Origin of the sequence: Streptomyces lateritius (assembly GCF_014649715.1) — a bacterium.
GTDB classification, from domain to species: Bacteria; Actinomycetota; Actinomycetes; order Streptomycetales; family Streptomycetaceae; genus Streptomyces; species Streptomyces lateritius.
Genome location: NZ_BMTO01000003.1, coordinates 114,183 through 133,444 on the forward strand (window position 1 = coordinate 114,183; position 19,262 = coordinate 133,444).

The 19,262-nt window shown below is 72.1% G+C and carries 15 protein-coding genes; 8 read left to right on the plus strand and 7 right to left on the minus strand.

Annotated elements, in window-relative coordinates; translation table 11 throughout:
- Nucleotides 1–34: 34 nt before the first annotated feature.
- A complete protein-coding gene (locus IE136_RS06935; RefSeq protein WP_189599821.1) occupies nucleotides 35–2,758 on the minus strand; it encodes a CBM96 family carbohydrate-binding protein in 2,724 nt (907 codons plus the stop codon).
- 134 nt (nucleotides 2,759–2,892) lie between these two features.
- Nucleotides 2,893–3,906, minus strand: coding sequence for a GDP-mannose 4,6-dehydratase (gene gmd / locus IE136_RS06940; RefSeq protein WP_158992405.1), 1,014 nt, complete (start codon nucleotides 3,904–3,906; stop codon nucleotides 2,893–2,895).
- A 146-nt stretch (nucleotides 3,907–4,052) separates the two neighbouring features.
- On the opposite strand from gmd, the gene IE136_RS06945 reads away from it, so the two are divergent.
- Nucleotides 4,053–5,018, plus strand: coding sequence for a GDP-L-fucose synthase family protein (locus IE136_RS06945; RefSeq protein WP_229818682.1), 966 nt, complete (start codon nucleotides 4,053–4,055; stop codon nucleotides 5,016–5,018).
- Nucleotides 5,019–5,035: 17 nt separating this feature from the next.
- On the opposite strand, the gene IE136_RS06950 is transcribed toward IE136_RS06945, so the two are convergent.
- Nucleotides 5,036–6,511: a sugar transferase gene (locus IE136_RS06950; RefSeq protein ID WP_189599822.1), complete on the minus strand. Its 1,476-nt coding sequence runs from the start codon at nucleotides 6,509–6,511 to the stop codon at nucleotides 5,036–5,038.
- A 456-nt stretch (nucleotides 6,512–6,967) separates the two neighbouring features.
- Between IE136_RS06950 and IE136_RS06955 the strand changes: the two genes are divergently transcribed.
- From IE136_RS06955 to IE136_RS06965, 3 genes are read left to right on the plus strand one after another with little or no spacing between them, the layout of a single operon-like run.
- Complete coding sequence (locus tag IE136_RS06955) at nucleotides 6,968–8,530, plus strand: glycoside hydrolase family 71 protein (protein ID WP_189599823.1); 1,563 nt, start codon at nucleotides 6,968–6,970, stop codon at nucleotides 8,528–8,530.
- Nucleotides 8,531–8,573: 43 nt separating this feature from the next.
- Nucleotides 8,574–10,010 carry a WGR domain-containing protein gene (locus IE136_RS06960; protein WP_189599824.1) on the plus strand — a complete coding sequence of 479 codons (1,437 nt, stop codon included), beginning with the start codon at nucleotides 8,574–8,576 and terminating at the stop codon, nucleotides 10,008–10,010.
- Nucleotides 10,007–10,471 (plus strand): hypothetical protein, encoded by a 465-nt coding sequence (locus IE136_RS06965; protein WP_189599825.1) that lies wholly within the window; start codon nucleotides 10,007–10,009, stop codon nucleotides 10,469–10,471. Before IE136_RS06960 ends, IE136_RS06965 begins: the two co-directional genes overlap by 4 nt.
- A gap of 36 nt (nucleotides 10,472–10,507) precedes the next feature.
- Here IE136_RS06965 and IE136_RS06970 read toward each other — a convergent pair whose 3' ends face one another.
- Complete coding sequence (locus IE136_RS06970; RefSeq protein WP_158992415.1) at nucleotides 10,508–10,930, minus strand: DUF350 domain-containing protein; 423 nt, start codon at nucleotides 10,928–10,930, stop codon at nucleotides 10,508–10,510.
- 589 nt (nucleotides 10,931–11,519) lie between these two features.
- Between IE136_RS06970 and IE136_RS06975 the strand changes: the two genes are divergently transcribed.
- Nucleotides 11,520–12,092 carry a DoxX family membrane protein gene (locus IE136_RS06975; RefSeq protein WP_158992419.1) on the plus strand — a complete coding sequence of 191 codons (573 nt, stop codon included), beginning with the start codon at nucleotides 11,520–11,522 and terminating at the stop codon, nucleotides 12,090–12,092.
- Between the two features lie 102 nt (nucleotides 12,093–12,194).
- Here the strand turns inward: IE136_RS06975 and IE136_RS06980 are convergent, their stop codons facing one another.
- Together IE136_RS06980 and IE136_RS06985 are read right to left on the minus strand one after the other, a co-directional pair.
- On the minus strand, nucleotides 12,195–12,980 hold the full coding sequence (locus tag IE136_RS06980) for a class I SAM-dependent methyltransferase (protein ID WP_189599826.1): 786 nt from the start codon (nucleotides 12,978–12,980) through the stop codon (nucleotides 12,195–12,197).
- A 6-nt stretch (nucleotides 12,981–12,986) separates the two neighbouring features.
- Nucleotides 12,987–14,213 (minus strand): cytochrome P450 family protein, encoded by a 1,227-nt coding sequence (locus IE136_RS06985; RefSeq protein WP_158992423.1) that lies wholly within the window; start codon nucleotides 14,211–14,213, stop codon nucleotides 12,987–12,989.
- Nucleotides 14,214–14,415: 202 nt separating this feature from the next.
- Here IE136_RS06985 and IE136_RS06990 point away from each other — a divergent pair, with 202 nt between their 5' ends.
- From IE136_RS06990 to IE136_RS07000, 3 genes are all read left to right on the plus strand, one after another.
- On the plus strand, nucleotides 14,416–15,603 hold the full coding sequence (locus IE136_RS06990; RefSeq protein ID WP_189599827.1) for a cytochrome P450: 1,188 nt from the start codon (nucleotides 14,416–14,418) through the stop codon (nucleotides 15,601–15,603).
- Between the two features lie 193 nt (nucleotides 15,604–15,796).
- Entirely contained in the window at nucleotides 15,797–17,287 is a 1,491-nt protein-coding gene (locus IE136_RS06995; RefSeq protein WP_189599828.1) for a hypothetical protein, read from the plus strand.
- A gap of 99 nt (nucleotides 17,288–17,386) precedes the next feature.
- Entirely contained in the window at nucleotides 17,387–18,520 is a 1,134-nt protein-coding gene (locus IE136_RS07000; RefSeq protein ID WP_189599829.1) for an AI-2E family transporter, read from the plus strand.
- Between the two features lie 53 nt (nucleotides 18,521–18,573).
- Here IE136_RS07000 and IE136_RS07005 read toward each other — a convergent pair whose 3' ends face one another.
- Entirely contained in the window at nucleotides 18,574–19,146 is a 573-nt protein-coding gene (locus IE136_RS07005) for a GNAT family N-acetyltransferase (protein ID WP_158992431.1), read from the minus strand.
- Nucleotides 19,147–19,262: the final 116 nt, after the last annotated feature.

The following is a 19,262-nucleotide window of genomic DNA, read 5'->3' on the forward strand; positions in this document are numbered from 1 at the left end:
CCGCCTCCTGTCATGGAGGGTTCGACGCGCCCGGTTACGGAGCGCCGAAGGTCAGCACCAGCTGCGGGGTGCCCTCCGCGGCCGCCGCCTCGGAGGACCAGAGCCACAGCGGGTCCGTACCGGTACTCGTCAGCGCGAGGCTGTAGGAGCCGCCGAGCGCCGCCGAGATCGCCGAGGTGTTCAGCGCCGCGGAGTAGATCGCCGAGCCGTCCGTGGCACCGGTCAGCGTCCCGATCGGCGTCGGGCCGAGCGCCGGACGGTTGGTGTACGTCAGCCCGTCCTCGGTCCAGGAACCGGTGACCGGGACGACGGACTGGCTGTCCGCCGAGCCCGCGCCCGCCAGCGTGGTCGTCTTCACCGCGAGCCGGGCGCTCTTGAGGACGGTGCCGGCCGGCGCCGGCGGCAGCGTGAACCGCAGGTACGACTCGTACGCCGACGTCCCCCGCACGGCCAGCGAGCCGGACTCTCCGTAATTGGTACTCGGGGCACCGGCGTTGGCGTACGTGTCCTCCGTCGCGGTGACCGTGGCGACCGAGTCGGCGGGTGCGGAGGCCAGGCTGTAGTGCTTGGCGACCTGCGCCGCGGTGAGCGCCGACGGATAGACGGCGGCCTCGTCGATCCGGCCGGCGAAGAAGTTGCTCGTGGGGCGCAGCGGCCAGCCGGCGAGGTTGTCCGCCCCGACGTGCCAGTAGCCCGCGTACTGCTGGTTGGTGGAGACGCCGTTGGAGCCGACCAGCTTGCCGTCGACGTACAGCCGCATGCCCTCCGGTCCCTGCGTCCCGACCGCGTGGTGCCAGGCGCCGTTGTTGTACGAGCCAAGGGAAGTCAGCGTGCGGGCGGAGCCGGTGCTCACGCCGAACACCACGTTCCCGGTGTTGGTCATGTACAGATGCTTGTCGTAACTACCGCTGTTCCGGGTGGTGTTGTTGCCAAAGCCGATCAGCTTGCCGCCCCGGTTCGTGGTCGTCCTGAACCACGTCTCCACGGTGAAGGCGCCCGTCACGGTCTGCCGCCGGTCGCTGTGGATCTGCTCGTCGGTGCCGTTGAGCGCGACGGCCGTGGAGGCGCCGCCGACGGCTCCGGGGGTCTGACGCAGGGCGGGAGCGTTGATGTACAGACCGCTGTTGTCCCCGTTGGAGGAGTCGGCGGCGTAGGGGGTCGTCGACTCGTCGAAGCGCCAGTAGAGACCGGCGCCGTCCGCGATCACCTGGGAGGCGTACGGCTCGGGCGAGGTCGGCACCGTCACGGTCGCCGTCGCGGACAGGGAACTGGTGTTGCCGGCCGCGTCACTCGCGGTCACCCGGTAGGTGTAGGTCTGTCCGGGGGTCACGTTCGTGTCCTTGAACGAGACCTGAGGGCGCGACCAGTGCAGCGAGTCGCCCTGGACGGTCGCGACGGGGGCGGCCCCGCCGTTGCGGTAGACCTTGTACGTCAGTTTCGAGTCGTCCAGGTCGAGGCTGGAGCGCCACCGGACGTGCACCGCGTTCGGGGAGACGGCGGCGGCGCTCGCCACGGGCACGGTCGGCGCGCCGGTGTCCGGGCCGGAGGCGAAGCGGGTCAGCCCCTGTGCCGGGGCGCTGTTGACCGTGGTGAACTCGCCGCCCACCCAGAGGTACTTGGTGGTGCCGGTGCCCGAGACGGTCATCACGCGCGGGCCGATGCCCTCGACCTCGGGCGGACCGTCGTTGGTGTCCGGGAGCCAGCCCAGCTTGCCCGTCGACGTGGTCGGCTGGGCGAGCAGGTGGTAGCGGCGCCCGTCGGGGAACTCGCCGACGCTGGCGCAGTCGTGGGCGTGGGAGGCGCTGTAGAGCACACCCTGGTAGGAGCGGACCGCCTGGGTCGCGCCGAGGCAGGTGTCGCGCCAGCGCTGCTCGAAGTCGAGGTTCAGGGCGATGCGGCCGTCGAACACGCCGCCGCCGGTGCCCTCGTTGGCGGTGTAGAAGCCGGTGGCGTCGGTCTCGATGTCCTTGACGACGGAGTTCTGGGGGATCCAGCCGTTGGGGTAGGCCTTGGCCACGGCACCGGTGGTGGCGTTCACGACGGCGAGGGCGTGCGAGTTGGCGCCGTTGACGGTGAAGAAGTCGCCGCCGAGCACGACGTGCTGTCCGTCGGGCGTCACCTCGATGGCCCGGCCCGGCTCGTCCGCGTTGGCGGTGAACGGCAGCAGGTCGCCCGCTGTGGTGATGGCGGCGAACCGCTGGCGGGTCTGGCCCTCGACGGTGCCGAAGTCGCCGGCCGCGTAGATCGTGGTGTCGGTGACGGCGAGCGCCCGCACGGTGGCGGGGAAGCTCGGGGTGAAGTTCGCCCTCGGGGCGCAGGTGGCGATGTCGATCGCGGCGAGGCTGGAGACCGGGGTGCCGTTGACGGCGCCGAAGTAACCCCCTGCGTACAGCGTCTTCTTGTCCGGCGAGACCACCAGGGTCCGCACGGTCGCGGTGCCGCTGCCGACGGTGAAGGAGAGGGTGCAGTCGGTGGGCGCACCCGTCGCCGCGTTCAGCGCGGCGAAGTTGACGGCGCTCTTGGGAGTGCCGCTGCCGCCCTCGGGCGGGCGGATCGCCGAGAAGGTGCCCCCCACGAAGACGGTGTCGTTCGCCTCGGCCAGTGCCCAGACGACGCCGTTGGTCTGCCAGGTCGGCAGATCGTCCGCGGTGAAGGCCACCGGCGGCGTGAGCGCCGCGGCCGTCGGAGCCAGCGAGCCTCCGGCTCCGGCCGCGACGGTCAGGACGAGGGCAGCCGTGAGCCCCCAGGATCTACGCATGTTCCCCCCAGGCGTGATAGCCCAGTCAATTGTGGCGTGAAGTGGTGCAAGTGCCATTGATGGTTGCGAACTTTACGACGAAGCCGCCTGCGGAGTAGGGCACTTGACCAATCCGGTACCTGTCGTACGGTTCTTCAGCGGTCGATGCGCACCATGGCGCCGGCCAGCTGCTCCTCGACGAGGCGGACATCGGCGTCCACCATGATCCGCGCCAGCTCCTCCACCTGCACGGACGGTTTCCAGCCCAGAAGCTCGCGGGCCTTGCTCGCGTCACCGATCAGGGCGTCGACCTCGCTGGGACGCTCGTACTTGGGGTCGTAGCGCACGTACCGCGACCAGTCGAGACCCGCGTGGGCGAAGGCCGTCTCCAGGAACTGCCGTACGGTCGCCGGAACTCCGGTCGCCACCACGTAGTCCGTCGCCTCGTCCTGCTGGAGCATCCGCCACATGGCGTCGACGTATTCGGGGGCGTAGCCCCAGTCGCGGACGGCGTCGAGATTGCCCATGTAGAGCCGGTCCTGCAGCCCCGCCTTGATCCGGGCGACGGCCCGGGTCACCTTGCGGGTCACGAAGGTCTCGCCGCGGCGCGGCGACTCATGGTTGAACAGGATCCCGTTGACGGCGAACATGCCGTACGCCTCGCGGTAGTTGACCGTCGTCCAGTACGCGAAGACCTTGGCGGCCCCGTACGGGCTGCGGGGGTGGAACGGGGTCCGCTCGTTCTGCGGCGGCGGGGTCGCGCCGAACATCTCGGAGGACGAGGCCTGATAGATCCGGGTGTCGATGCCGCTCGCCCGGATCGCCTCCAGGAGGCGCAGGGCGCCGAGGCCCGTCACGTCGCCGGTGTACAGCGGCGCGTCGAAGGAGACCCGCACGTGGGACTGCGCGCCGAGGTTGTAGACCTCGTCGGGGCGTATGTCCCGGAGCAGGTTCACCAGCGCCACCCCGTCCGAGAGGTCCGCGTGGTGCAGCACGAACGACCGGTTCGCCTGCTGCGGATCCTGGTAGATGTGGTCGATCCGCTCGGTGTTGAAGCTGGACGAGCGGCGGACGAGGCCGTGGACCGTGTAGCCCTTGGACATCAGCAGTTCGGCCAGGTACGAGCCGTCCTGTCCCGTGACGCCGGTGATGAGTGCGGTCTTGCTCATGCGTGGTGCCCCTCCCTCACGGCCCGGCCCCCAGCCGGTCCGTCATTTCTTGCGGATATTCCGAAACCTGATGTTCTGAGCCGATCCGGGAGAGAAAACCGGATCTGGGGCGCTGTGCTCCCCGAGGGCCTGGCATGATCCGGGCCATGACTGAATCCACGACCGACGTGACGCGAGCGCCGTCGTATCTGCCCGACCGGGCCCGGATATTCGTCGCGGGGCATCGGGGTCTCGTCGGCTCCGCGATCGCCCGCCGGCTGGCCGGGGAGGGGCACGAGGTGATCACCCGGACCCGCGCCGAGCTCGACCTGAGGGACGCGGCGCGGACCGCCGCGTTCCTGGCCGAGACCCGTCCCGACGCCGTGGTGCTCGCCGCCGCCAAGGTCGGCGGGATCATGGCCAACAGCACCTACCCCGTGCAGTTCCTGGAGGAGAACCTCCAGATCCAGCTCAGCGTCGTCGCCGGAGCGCACGCGGCGGGCGTCGGGCGGCTGCTCTTCCTCGGCTCGTCCTGCATCTACCCCCGGCTCGCGCCCCAGCCCATCTCCGAGGACGCGCTCCTGACCGGGCCGCTCGAACCGACCAACGAGGCCTACGCGCTGGCCAAGATCGCCGGCATCGTGCAGGTCCGGTCGTACCGGAAGCAGTACGGCGCGGCCTACATCTCCGCGATGCCGACCAATCTCTACGGCCCCGGCGACAACTTCGACCTGGAGACCTCGCACGTCCTCCCGGCGCTGATCCGCCGCTTCCACGAGGCCCGCGAGGAGGGGCGCGAGGAACTCACCCTGTGGGGCTCGGGCACCCCGCGCAGGGAGTTCCTGCACGTGGATGACCTGGCCGCCGCCTGCGCCGTGCTGCTGCGGAGCTACGACGGCGACGAGCCGGTCAACATCGGCTGCGGCGAGGACCTCAGCATCCGCGAACTCGCCGAGACAATCGCGGAGGTGACGGGTTACCAGGGACGGCTCGGCTGGGACACGAGCAAGCCCGACGGCACTCCGCGCAAGCTCCTCGACGTGTCCCGGCTGACCGGCCTCGGCTGGAAGCCCGCCGTCCCGCTGAGGGACGGCATCGCCTCGACCTACGCCTGGTGGCGGACACAGGGCTGACGTCATGCGGCGGCCCGTCAGTACGCTCCGCGACCGTCGACGACGGCGCGGAACGTACGGGCCATGACATCGACGTCGCTGGTGAACGACCAGTTGTCGACGTAGTGCAGATCCAGCTCCACCGTCTCGTCCCACGACAGGTCCGAGCGGCCGCTGATCTGCCACAGACCGGTCATCCCGGGACGCACGGAGAGCCGGCGCAGCTCCACGTCCCCGTACCGTGCCACCTCCTCCGGAAGCGGCGGTCGCGGTCCGACCAGGGACATGGACCCCAGCAACACGTTGATGAGCTGGGGCAGTTCGTCCAGTGAGGTGCGCCGCAGCAGGCGTCCCACCCGGGTCACGCGCGGATCGCGCCGCATCTTGAACATCAGCCCGTCGTGCTCGTTCGCCTGGGTCAGCTCCGCCTTGCGGGCGTCCGCGTCCAGGAACATCGTGCGGAACTTCCACATCACGAACGGGGTGCGGCTCTGTCCGATCCGCACCTGCCGGTAGAACACCGGCCCCGGTGAGGTCAGCCGTACCGCGACGCCGATCGCCAGGAAGAGCGGACCGAGGAGGACCAGGCCGACGGCCGCGCCCGCCCGGTCCATCACGGACTTCAGCAGCTGCTGCACCCCGTCACGGACCGGCGGAGCGACCCGGAGCAGAGCCATGCCGGCGGCCGAGATGGTCTCCAGTCGCTTCACGGCGCACTCCACCAGACCCGGAGCGAGGGCGAGTTCGGTACCGGCGTCGTGCAGGCCCCAGGAGAGCCGGCGCAGCCGCTCGCCGGCCATCAGGGCGCCGGCCGCGACCAGGACGACATCCGCCTCCAGTTCGCGGGCGGCGGCCAGGACGGGAACGGTGTCCCCGTCGGCGGCGTCCGGCATCGAGGCACCGAGCCGGGTGGCCACCGGAGCACCGGTACGGACCGGCCCGTCCCCGATCGCGACGACGCCCACCACGACGTACGGGTGCTCGGTGCGCCGGGCGAGATGCTCGGCGACGTCCCCTGCCGCCGTGGGTTCACCGAGCACCAGGACGCGGGTGACCACCTGGGCCTCCCGACGGGCGGCCACGAGGTGATGCCACGTCAACTTGGTGCAGGTCAAGGTCAGTACCGGCGCCGACAGCAGTGCGGCCAGGCAGAGCAGGGGAGGATGGTGCAGATCGGCGGCCGCTCGCAGCACGGCGAGCACGCCGAGCAGGATGAGCCAGTCGTGCAGGACGGGCAGACTTCCCCGCGACTCCCCGAGTTCGCGGCGCGTGTACCGACGGCGCAGCGCCCGTACGCCGGCCCAGGAGAGGGCGGCGACGACAGCGCCGGTGAAGGCGTACGGCTGGCGCTCGGTATGCAGGACGAGCGCCGTGGGCAGCCCCACGCCGAGCAGATCGACCGTCAGCGCGAGGACCGGGTACCAGCCGGCCTTGGCGCGCGGATGAGGAGGAGCCGGTGGTGAACCGGGCCTCGTTCCAGCGGACTTGGTCTCAGTTGTGCGGACATGCCACATGTACCCCCCAGGCACGTGTCGACGTTCGCCACCCCGTCATCGAGCCCCTAGTTCGATGAACAAGCGTCGCAACGCGGAACAGTACGACAAACACACGCACCTCCGCTGCTGTTCACGCGAAGGACTCCAGAAGGCGTTGGCGTGTTCATCTCGTGACATCGCGGTCGACGCGGGCACGGCCGATCGGATGACACGCCCCCGGAGAGGGAGTCGACGCACGTGAGGCCACCGGGAGAAGATCCCGTGAAGTGTGCCGGAGGGTACCGGCACCGGTGGTGACATCGGCCCCCACTGTGGCGCAAAGCACAACGGTGCTCGGAGAACGGAGACCGCACGCATGTACGGGTTGTTGTCCCGCCGTCCCGGATCGGCTGTACTACTGGCAGCCCGCAGGCCCACGCGGAGGTCCGCCGTGGGCACCTCGGCACACCTCCACGACCGGCCGGAAGGACGCCCATGGGGGACATCCCCGCACCACCGCCGCAGCCGTCCGGGCGGCCAGGGCGCGCGCGGTTACACCGGGCGCCCGGACGCCGTCGACTGGTCCCGGCACTAGCGCTGGGAGTCCTGCTCCTCGGCGCCTGGGCCGGCATCGGCACCGCGGACGCCCTGCGCGGCGGAGCCCCCGCACAGCCGGCCGCGGCGCCCCCGGAGGCGTACAGCACGGCCCTGCCCTTCGATCTGCCGGCCACCGCCGAGCTACGACGCTCCCCGAAACTCGTCTTCGCCCACTACTTCACGCCGTACCCACTCTCCCTGGACAACGAGCCGGCGGCTCAGGACTATTACAGTCGCAACTACCTGACCCCGGACGGCGAGAAGGGCAGGCACCGCGCCTACGGCGGTCTTCTGCGCGACCGCCCGCTGCCCACCGGGCCCGGGACCGGCAACTGGGAACTGGCCCATCTGCGTCAGGAGATCCGCACGGCACGCGACGCAGGCCTGGACGGATTCACCCTCGACCTGCTCTCCCTCGCCGGACGCAACTGGGACCGCGCCGAGCTGCTGATGCGCGCCGCGCAGGAGGAGGACCCGGACTTCCGGATCCAGCTCATGCCCGACATGACCTCACTGACCACCACGCCGGCCGCCCTGGCCGATTCACTCGCGCAACTGGCCCGGCACCCTTCGGCCCACCGGCTGCCGGACGGCCGCCTCGTCGTCTCGCCGTTCAAGGCCGAGGAGAAGGAGCCCGCCTGGTGGCAGCGGATGATGGGGGACCTGGAGACCCGGCACGGCATCCGCACCGCGCTCGTCCCCCTCTTCCTCGACTTCACCCCGGAGCGGGAGCGGTACGCGGCGATCAGTCACGGACTCTCCGAGTGGGGCGCCCGCAGCGCCAACCGTCAGGACGGCGCGACGGCCGACGCCGCCACGGCCCACCGGCTCGGCAAGATCTGGATGCAACCGGTCTCCGTCCAGGACGCCCGCCCCAATCAGGGAATCTTCGACGAGGCAGGCAACACCGAGACCCTGAGGGCCGCCTGGGAGGCGGCCATCGGCTCCGGTGCCGACTGGGTCCAGCTCACCACTTGGAACGACTACTCCGAAGGCACCCACTTCGCACCCTCGCTCCACAACGGGTACGCCTACCTGGACCTCTCCTCCTACTACCTGACCCGGTTCAAGACCGGCGCCTGGCCCAGGATCGTGCGCGACACGCTGTACCTGACCTCCCGCGTCCAGTTCGTCGACGACACAGCGCCCACCACGCTCCAACCCCGCGTGACAGAGCCCCGCCCGGGAACGGCCACCCCCCGGGACACGGTGGAGGTACTCAGCTTCCTCACGGCGCCGGCGAGCGTCCGCACCACGACCGGCGGCACGGAGAGCGGCTACCGGGCTCCGGCCGGTGTGCACGCGCGCCTGCTGCCGCTGCGCACCGGCCACAGCTCGGCGACGGTGGTACGGGGCGGGGAGAGCACCACCACGGTCACGAGCCGCTACCCGGTGCGCCGGCCGGTCGAGAAGCAGGACCTGCAGTACTACGCGGTGACGAGCGGCCGCGCGCAGCGTTAGCTCCGGACGCCCGTTGTCAGTGGTCGGCCCTACCGTTCTCCACATGACGACGAAGACCTATCTGGAGCTGTCGCAGGACGGCGAGGGCGCGCACAAGTTCTACGAAGTGACGGTCGACGACCTGGTGGTGTCGGTCCGTTACGGGCGGATCGGCGCCGCCGGGCAGACCCAGACCTCCACGTTCGCCACGGCGGACAAGGCGCGCGCCGCCGCGGCGAAGAAGATAGGCGAGAAGGTCCGCAAGGGGTACGCCCCGGCGGTTCAGGGGCAGCGCGCGGCCCGCTCCGTCACCCGCCGGGCGGTCGCCTCCGCGCCGTCGACGGCCGGTGCGGTCGCGCCCGTCCTGTGGCGGTTCCGGACCGGCTCCTCCGCCTTCGGCATCCATGTCGACGAGGACCGCTGCTGGGTCGGCAACCAGGCCGGCGACGTGTACACCCTGAGCCACGCCGGCGAGGTCCAGGCCCGCTTCTCCCTCCCCGACGGGGTGAAGTGCCTGGTCGCCGACGACTTCTGGATCTACGCGGGCTGCGACGACGGCCGGGTGTACGACCTGTCGTCGAAGCTGCCCTTCGCCGCCTACGACATCGCCGCCGATGTCGACATCTTCTGGCTGGACATCCACGAGGGCGTCCTGAACGTGGCCGACCGGTCGGGCCGGCTGACCGTCATCGACCACGAGGACGAACACCAGTGGTCCCGCGGAGGCCGGGGCGAGCACGCCTGGATGGTCCGCGCCGACGGCGACGCCGTCTACCACGGCGACACCAAGGGGGTGACGGCGTACGCCCCCGGCGGCGGCGGCGAACTGTGGCACACCGCCAGCGCCGGCGCGGTGCTCTTCGGCTGGCAGGAGGACACCGCCGTCTACGCCGGCACGGCGCGCTGGAAGGTCCAGCGCCTCGCGAAGAAGGACGGCCGCGTCGAGGCGGTCTACGCGTGCGACAACACGGTCTACTCCTGTGCGACCTCTCCCGGCGGCCGCTTCGTCTTCGCCGCCGACGCCTCCTCCTCGGTGTACTGCTTCGCGGAGGACGGCACGCGACTGTGGAAGCTGGGCACCGGCGCGGGTTCGGCGCTCTCCATGCAGTACCGGGACGAGCGGCTCTACCTGGTGACCTCGGACGGCTCCCTGGTGTGCGTGGACGCGAGCGAGGCCGCGATCACCGCCGCTCAGCGCGGCACGGTCCCGGTCGCCAGGGACGTCAAACTCGCCGCGGCGCTGCCGACGTACGAGCCGGCGACGACGGTGGCGGCCGTGACGGCGGTGAGCGCCGCGCCGGCAGGCTCGGTCGTCGTGGAGTGCGTCCAGGAGGGCGGCCGGACCCGGGTCCATGTGGTGTCGGACGGCTACGAACGGTCCTGGAACGTGCAGTTCCCCCGGGCCATCCGGGAGCCGGGCGCGCGGTACGTGGTCGACGCCCTGCACGCCGCGTCGGGCGGCTTCTACCGGGTCCGCGGCGACATCCGGCGGCTGCTGTGACAGGCGGGGCGTTCGAGGCGGCCACGGGGGACGGGCCGCCGCTCCCCGCAGGTGAGGCCGAGCAACGCTCCCGGGAGGTCCGGGCCGCGTTCGAAGGACTGCTGCAGATCCGCCGGTTGACCGCCCGGCCGGGCGGCGACCCGACCGAGGTGCCCGCCGAGTGGGAGCGCAGGCAGCCGGTCCGGGCGGTGGCCCTCGCCCTGGAGGCGGCGAAGATCACTCCCTCGGCGGTGGACGCCTCCGGCGTCCGGGTGGCGGCGGGCTACCGCGTCACGGCGGGCGAACGGCCGGGCACCGCCGTCGTCGAGTGGCTGGGCCCGCCGGGCGCTGGCGCCGCCCAGGAGGAGGAGTCCGCCCTCGGCGCGTGCGTCCCCCTCCTCGTACGGCTCGGCTGGGAGGCGCTGCTGTACCGGGGCCCGCGCCGCAGACGGTTCCTGGAGGTGGAGCCGATGCGCCGGTGATTTCTCGGGCGGGCCGGAGCGCGGTGGCCGGTGGGCTCAGGCGATGGACGCGGAGAGGATCGCGGAGACGGCGAGGTTGCACGAGGCCGTCACCCAGACCGCCGGGTGCGGCTCGGGGTCGACGAGGGTGGCGCCCAGCTTGCCGGGCGTTACCAGATCCAGGACGAGGAAGGCGACGGCCATCATCACCAGACCGAGCAGCCCGAACGCCGCCGTGGAGGCGAGGCCCTTGCCGAAGTTGTCGTAGGTCGTCCAGATCGAGGTGAAGACGATCCCGCCGATCCCAAGCAGGGCGGAGCTGAGCAGGACGGCCGCGTTGCGGTTGCGCTCCTCCCAGATCTGCCGGCCGAGCTTCCCGGGCGTCAGCGCGTCCACGAGGACGATGCCGAGGATCAGCAGCACCACACCGAGTGCGCCGTAGGCGGTGGCTCGGCCGAGGCCGTTGACGATGTCGCTCATGGGATGCCGGCTCCGAGGAGAAGTGATCGTGAATGATCGCGGTCAAGGACCGGCAAAATGTAGCGCATGGGTCAGGACCCCCGGCCGGGCGGCCGGGGCCCCGAGGGCTTCACCGCCAGACGCCCGGTGGCACCTTCTCCGCCCGCGAGCGCACCCGCGGGGCGGTGGCCGTCTCCACCGCACCCACGACGAGCTGCCAGACGCCGCCGACACGGTGAGGACCGCGGCCGATTCGAGCGGCGACACGATCAGCACCGCACCCGCGAGCGTGCTCACCTTCCCGAGGAACACGTGCCGGCCACGGCCCCGCGGGATCACGCAGACCGTGGCCGCGGCCTCCGACCCGGCGACGGCGCCCGGCCCGACCAGCACCAGGACACCCAGGACGAGCACGGCGAAGCCGACGAGGAGCAGTGCCCGCCCCATGTACTCCCGGCCGGCGCACCCACTCAAGCAGTACCGGACAAAGGCCGTAAGACATGACTCGCATGGAGCAGTAACGCTGCGGCCTCGGCCCCGAGGGCGGCGACAGTGGAAGACGTACGCCCCCTCCGCGCACCGACGTGCCGCACGCACCGGGAGACCTCTCATGACCTCGCTCAACCGACGCGACCTCGGGCTTCTCGTCCTCCGGGTCGGCACCGGCGCCGTCCTCGCCGCGCACGGCACGCAGAAGCTCTTCGGCTGGTTCGGGGGAGGCGGCCTGACGGGCACCACCCACGCGATGGAGGCCATGGGCTTCTCCCCGCCCCGCGAGAGCGCGATCGCCGCCGGCCTCGGCGAGGCGGGCGGCGGCGCCCTGCTGGCCCTGGGCCTGGCCACCCCGGCCGCCGGAGCCGCCGCGGCCGGCGCCATGGCGGGCGCGGTCGCGGTGCACGCCCCGGCCGGCTTCTTCGCCCAGGCGGGCGGCTACGAGTACCCCGCCTTCCTCGGCTTCACGGCGGCCGCCATCGGCGTCGCCGGTGCGGGCCGCTACTCTCTCGACCACGCCACGGGCCATGTGCTCGACCGCGCTTGGGTCGTCGCCACCGCCTTCCTCGTCAGCGCCCTCGCCGCCGCCGCGGTCGTCGGCCGCCGGGCCCAGGCCCAGAGCGACGCCGAAGGCCCGGAGGATGAGGCCGCGCCCCGGACAGCGGACGGCCGGTCCGACGACGCGGGGTAGGGGCGGACCGAGTCAGCCGCCCCCGGGCGGCGGATCAGGCGGTACCTCGGTCGGGTCGCCGCCCGGCCGGCCGTTCCCCGGGCGGTGCACCGTGTCCTTCCCTCACGCGGCGCGGCTGAACACCATCACGAAGTCCGTCATCTCCCGGACCCGGGGCCGGTCGGGCTCCGGCAGGGCCAGCAGCCGCTCACGGGCCTCGTCCACGAACCGCGCGTCGTCGTGGCCGACCGGCCAGGCGCCGGTGAACAGCCCGCCGGACAGCGACCGCGCCATGTGCCGGGGCGACACCTCGAAGGTCGTCCTGCGTTCGGACGCGGTCCCCTCGTACACCAGGCCGTGCGCGGCGGCGACCGGTGCCAGCGCCTCCGGACCGTCCTGGCGTGCCCCCGCCGGATCGAGGCGGTCCTCCAACGCGTTGACGACGCGCCCGATGTCGTCCACGGGACGCCTGCCCCGCACCGGAATCACCAGGTAGCGACCGCCCGGACGCAGCACCCTGGCCACCTCGCGGAAGACGGCCGTCCGGTCGGGCCCCGCATGTAACAGCCAGGTGGACACGGCCTGGGGCACCGACGCCGTACGGACGGGCAGCCGGCCCGCGTCACCCACCGCCACGCGCGGCCCCAGACGGCCCCGGGCGAGGGCGAGCATGCCGGGGGAGAGGTCGACACCGAACACCGTACGGCCGTCCCGGCGCGTCAACGCGGCGGCCACGATGCCGGTCCCGACGCCGATGTCGAGGACGGGCAGGGCCGGGTCGAGGAGCGGACTCAACTGCTCGGCGAAACCGTCCGCACGGGCCGCGCCGCCGCGCGACTCGTCGTACCCCGGCGCGATGCCGTCGAACTCCGCCGGGCCGGTACGGTACGGCCGGATCGCTTCAGTCACCCGCCGTCACCCCTGCGGAGCGAAGGTCACGGGCAGCGTGGCCATCCCGCGCAGGATGCCCTCGCGCCGGGTCAGCACCTCGTCCGGCGCGGCCAGCCGCAGGTCGGGGAAGCGGCGCAGCAGGGAGCCGATGGCGATCCTGGCCTCGGCCCGGGCCAGCGGCGCGCCGAGGCAGAAGTGCACACCGTGGCCGAAAGCGAGCTGTTGCGGCATCTCGCGGCGGGCGATGTCGAGGATGTCGGGCCGGTCGTACCGGGCCGGATCACGGTTGGCCGCCGCCAGCCCGATGATGAGCATCTCGCCCGCCGGGACGGTCACGCCGGCGATCTCGAAGTCCTCGACGGTGAAACGGGCGACACCGCGGCTGACCGGGCCCTCGTAGCGCAGCAGCTCCTCGATCGCGCCGGGCAGGAGCGAGGGGTCGTCCCGGAGCGCGGCGAACTGGTCCGGGTGACGAAGGAGCGCGTGAACGCCGTTGGCGATCAGGCTCGCGGTCGTCTCGTGCCCGGCGAGCGTGAGCAGAATGGCCATGGCGGTCAGTTCGCGGTCGCTGATCCGCTCCTCGGCCTGCGCCGCGCACAGCGCGCTGAGCAGGTCGTCACGCGGCTCCGCCTTACGCGCGGCGATCAGCGGCTCGAAGAACTCGGTCAGTTCGGCCCGGGCTCGGGCTCCCTTGGCGAGCCGTTCCGGGGTGTTGGGCGGCATGATGAGTCCGACCGCCAGCCGGGCGAACTCCGGCTGTCCCTCGGCGGGGATCCCGATGAGCTCGCTGAGCACGGCCATGGGCAGCGGGAGGGCGAACTCGGCGACGAGATCGGCGCTCCCTCTGGGGGCGATCGCGTCGAGGAACGCGTCGGTGTGCTCCTGGACCCTGGGCGCCAGTTCCTCGACGCGGCGCGCGGTGAAGGCCTTGGACACCAGGTTGCGCAGCCGCGTGTGGTCCGCGCCGTCGGCCACGAGCATGCTGGCCATCAGGACGTTGGTGCGCTCCTGGCGCGCCATCTCCTCGGCGAGGCCGTTGACCCGGACCGGGCTGGAGCTGAGTCTCGGGTCGGTGAGCGCCGACACCGCCTCGTCGTAGCCGGTGACCATCCAGACCTCGAGGGCCGGATTCAGCCGTACGCGCTGCACGGCCCCGTGCTCACGGATCCGCTCGAACAGCGGGTAGGGATCGGGCTGTTGAGCGACGTTCAGCGGGACATCGTGGACGATCGTCTGGCCTTGGTCCGGCATCCGCAGCTCCCCGCAGCGAGGTGGAAGATCTGTGGCAAGTAGTCATACCAGCCGACCGAGTTGCGTGGTAGCGTCGCCGACGATCAGCTCGGAGATGTACCCGTGAGAAGCCACGCCCACCGGCGAATCGGCGCTCTCGCACCGCTCTACCGGAAGCATTTGCGGCCTCAACCAGGCCTTCTGTGCAAGGGGAGACGTTTTCGTGGATCAAGCGGCTGTTGTGGACCCGATCCTGGACCTGGCCCGCCCGTCGGTCCTCCGGAACCCGTACCCCGCCTATGCGCGGCTGCGCGAGAACTCCCCCGTCTTCTGGCACGAACTGCTCGGCTCCTGGGTCTTGACGCGCCACGCCGACTGTCTCTCCGTCCTCACTGACAGCGCTCGTTTCGCCTCCGACTGGCGCCGGGCGGGCGAGGACATCCCGGCGCCGCTGCTGAGCGTGCAGACCCTCGATCCGCCCGAACACACCGCCATCAGGCACCTGTTGCTCGACGGTTTCCGCGCCCAGGATCGACAGGCGCTGTACGACGCGATGGAGCGCCAGGCCCGCGAGCTGCTGGCCGAGCTGGCGCGGCGGCCGTCGTTCGACGTCGTCGGCGAGCTGGCCGAACCGCTCGCGCTCCGGTTCGTCACCACCTTCCTCGGCGTACCCGCCCCCGACCTCGCCTGGTTCGTGCCGATGTCCCGTACCGTCGTGGACGGCATGGACGCCGGCCTCTGGCCCGAGAAGCACGAGCCCGCCGTCGCGGCGCGGGCCGAACTCGCCGACTACGCCGGCGGCTGGCTGGCCGGCCCGCCCAAGGGCGGCCTGATCGGCTACGTCGCCGAGCACGCCGAAGGCAGTGGCGTCGACCCGTCGGTGCTGCGTAACAGTCTGCGCGTCGTGCTCCACGCGGGCTACGAATCCGCCTCCCGTCTCCTCGGCAACGCCGTCGCGGCCCTGCTCACCTCTCCCGGCGCGCTCGCCACCTTCCGGGCGTCCCCGGCGACCGCCGTGGACGAGCTGATCCGGTACGACGCCCCCGTGCAGGCGGACGCCCGCGTCTGCGTGACCGACACCGAACTGGGCGGCGTCACCGTCCGGGCGGGAGATCCGGTCACGCTCCTGCTCGGCGCGGCCAACCACGACCCACTCCGCTTCACCCGACCCTCCGAGCTGCGACTGGACCGCGCGCCCAACCCCCACCTGGGGTTCGGCCGCGGTGCGCACGCCTGTCTGGGCGCGTCCATGGCGATCCGGCTGACCGGATCGGTCCTCACGACCCTGGCCACGGACCACCCCGACGCCAGGCCGGTCGCGGAACCAGAACACCGGCGCAACCTGACCCTCCGCGGCCTCGACCGCTTCGAGATCACGGTGCGCCCTCGAGCGCGGGGGAGGAGGAACTGACATGAAGTACTGGCACTGAACCCGAGGTCGAGACCGGTCCCGAGCATGGACGCGCGCACGAACGTGCGCGTGGACATGCTCGTGAACCCGCGCATGTTCGAGCGCGGTGCCCACGAGCCGGGCACCGCGCTCGACCAGGGGAAGGACCAGGGGCGACCGGTCCGTCCCGTCGACGGCACGGCAGGATGCCTCCGTGAATCATCTGCTGTGCGGACTCGCCGCCAACGCGGCGCTGCCCTCCGAGCTGGTAGACCGGCTGATCGCGCGCGCCGACGACGACATCGCGGGGGACCTCGCGCGGCGCACCGACCTCACCCACGCGCAGGCGGTCGAACTGGCGTCCCGCGTCGCGGAGTCGGCGCCGCAACTCGCGTACGGGGGCCGGCTGACCGCCGACGACATCGATCCCCTGACACATCCGCGTGCCGCGCTCGCCCTCCTCGAAGAAGGCAACGGCCGTGAGGAGTGGACACGCCTCTTCGCGGCGGACCCCGTCGTCGAGCGGCGGGAGAGGCTGGCCGCCTGCCCCGGCCTCCCGGCCGATGTCGCGGAGACGCTCGCGGCGGACCCGGACGTACGAGTGGTGGCGGAGCTGGCGCGATGGACGACGACGTCCGGCCTGGCCGCCCGGCTGGCGACGCATCCGCACACCGAGGTCCGCCGGGGCGTCGCGGCCAACGAGGCGACACCTCCCTCGGTGCTCGCGCGGCTGATCGACGGTGCGGAGCTGCCCCCGGCGCGGTGGTGCCCGGCCTGCGACGGAAGCGACGTCCCCTTCGGCCTGCCGCCCGGCGCCTCCTGCGACGACGGTTCGCACGAAGACGCCGTGACCGAGCTGTGGCGGACGGCGGTCCAGAACCCCACCACCCCCGCCGAGGCCGTCGCCGGCTTCGCCGACCACCCCTCGCTGCTGCTGCGTCTCCTGCTCGCCGCCCGTCCCGACCTGCCGTCGGCCGTCCGCCGACGCCTCGCCGCCGATCCTTGCCCGGCCGTCCGCGCGGACCTCGCCCGGAACCCCGCCGTGGACGAGGCGCTGATCCGCCGGCTGGCCGCCGACGAAGCGCCCGACGTTCTGCGCGGACTGGCGCACCACCCCCGCGTGCCGCTCGACGTTCTCGCCCGCCTGACCGCCGCCACCAGGATCGGCCCGACCCTGCTGCCCCGGATCGCCGACGCCTCCGCCGCCGAGGTGGAGAGCCTGGCCAGGTCACCGCACCCCGAGTTGCGGATGCTGCTGGCGGAACGGCGCGATCTGCCGCCCGCCGTCCGCGACGCTCTGGCCGCCGACACCGACGCGAAAGTGGTCAGGTCCCTCGCACCGCACCCCGGCCTCTCCGAGGCCCAGCTCGGTGCCATCCTCGACCGCCATGGAGGCCAGGTCGCCGCCCGGGTGGCGGCCAACCCGGACGCGACGCCGGCGCTGCTGGAGCGCCTGTCCCGCGCGGAGCCGCCCGTACGGAAGGCGCTCCGCGAGATCGCCGGACACCGCCACGCGACGGCTCCGGCGCTGCTCGCCTGTCTGGCGGACGCCCGGGCCAGGCCGACAGCCGCCGGCCGTCCCGCCCTTCCGCCGCCGGTCGTGGTCGAGCTGCTGTCCGACCCCGACTGGCAGGTCGTCGAAGCGGCGGCGGCCAATCCCTCGCTGCCGCTCGCCGTGATGACGGCTCTGGTACGAGACGTATGACCCCCGCCTGAACCGGGGCGGCGAGCCGTCGCCCCGCAGCCGCTGCCCTGGAGCGGGAGCGGTTCTTCGGCACGAGGGGGGTGTCAATAGGGTGACCCCATGTCTGCCACGTTGAGTTCCACGAAAACCGCCGCCGCGCTGCGCACGGCAGCACGTGCCTCCGGCCAGTCGCTGCTCGTCCTGGTGATGACTGCGGTGACCCTGTGGGTCCTGGGCCGGATGTGGTCGGTCGTCTGGCCGCTCATAGTGGCCCTGTTCCTCACCACCATGACCTGGCCCCTGACCCGCTTCCTGCGCCGCCGTGGGTGGGCGCCCGCCCTGGCCGCGGCCGTCGTCACCGTGCTGTTCCTCCTGGTTGTCGCCGGCATCGTCGCACTGATCGCGGTGCCCGTTTCCTCCCAGTCCGGGGAGCTGGCCGACGGGGTGGTCGAGGGCATCCAGAAGCTGCGCGAGTGGGCCGCCGGGCCGCCGCTGAACATCGGCGACGACCAGATCTCCGGCGCCTTCGACGCCGCCGTCGCCCGCGTCCAGGACAGCGTCGGAAACATGGTCACCACCATCGCCTCCGGCGTGAGCACCGTGTTCAACGGTCTCGTCACCGCCGTCCTGGCGCTCTTCCTGATGTTCTTCTTCCTCAAGGACGGTCCCCGCTTCCTGCCGTGGCTCACCCGCCAGCTCCCCGGCCGGCTCGCCACCGACGTCCCCGTCGTGGCCGCGCGCGGCTGGGACACCCTGGGCGCCTTCGTACGCTCCCAGGCCTTCGTCGGTTTCCTCGACGCCGTGTTCATCGGCCTCGGCCTGTGGATCCTCGACGTGCCCCTGGTGCTCCCGCTGGCCGTGCTGACCTTCGTCTCCGCGTTCGTGCCGATCGTCGGAGCCCTGTTCGCCGGCCTGGTCGCGGTCCTCATCGCGCTCGTGTCGAACGGCCTGACCGACGCGCTGATCGTGCTGGCGATCATCGTCGTGGTGCAGCAGCTCGAGGGCAACGTGTTCCAGCCCATGATCCAGAGCCGCGGCCTCGGCCTGCACGCGGCGGTCGTCCTGCTGGCGGTGACGCTGGGCGGCAACCTGGCCGGCATCGTGGGCAGTCTCCTCGCCGTCCCCGCGGCCGCGCTGATCGCCGTGGTCTGGAACTACCTGCGCGAGCAACTCAACGGCCCCGCACAGGAACCGGAGACCGGCGAGCCCCCCGCCCCGACCGCGACCACCGTCCCCGGCGCCGTGGGTGGGTGACGCGGAGGACGCACCGGTCTGCCGGCGCCGGCCCGGCGGACCGGCCCGCGGGGTCAGCGCAGATCGAGCCGCATCAGGACACGGGGGTGACCGGCCAGCACCGACGTGGTATCGGCGGCGTACGTGAACCCGGCACGCTCGAAGTTCTTCCTGATCCCGGCGTACGCCATCGTCATGTCGACGCGGGCCGCGCCGTTGTCCAGCGGGTACGCCTCGATCGCCGGCGCTCCCTGGGAGCGGGCGAACTCGACCGCGCCGGCGATGAGCGCGTGCGAGATGCCCTTCTTGCGATGACCCGGCCGCACGCGGACGCACCACAGGGACCAGACCGGCAGATCGTCGACATGCGGGATCCGGCGGCTGCGCGCGAAGGCGGTGTCGGAGCGGGGGGCCACGGCCGCCCAGCCGACCGGCTCGTCACCGTCGTAGGCGAGCACCCCCGGCGGGGGCCGCCCGCGGCACAGCTCGGCGACGTACGCGCCCCGGGCCGGCCCGCGAAGCTCCCCGTTCAGCTTCGACGGGATCCGGTAACTCAGACACCAGCAGACGTTGGCGTCGGGCGACTTCGGCCCGAGCAACGCCTGTACGTCCTCGAAGACCGAAGCCGGCCGAACCTCGATGCTCATGCGCCCCACGATGCCACGGAGCCCTGGGGAAGGCCCCTCGGGCCGCGTCGCGGAGAGGCGGTGGGCCCCGAGGACGGTCGGGTAGCGGTCCCGCGCGAGTTCCAGACGGTCGAGGG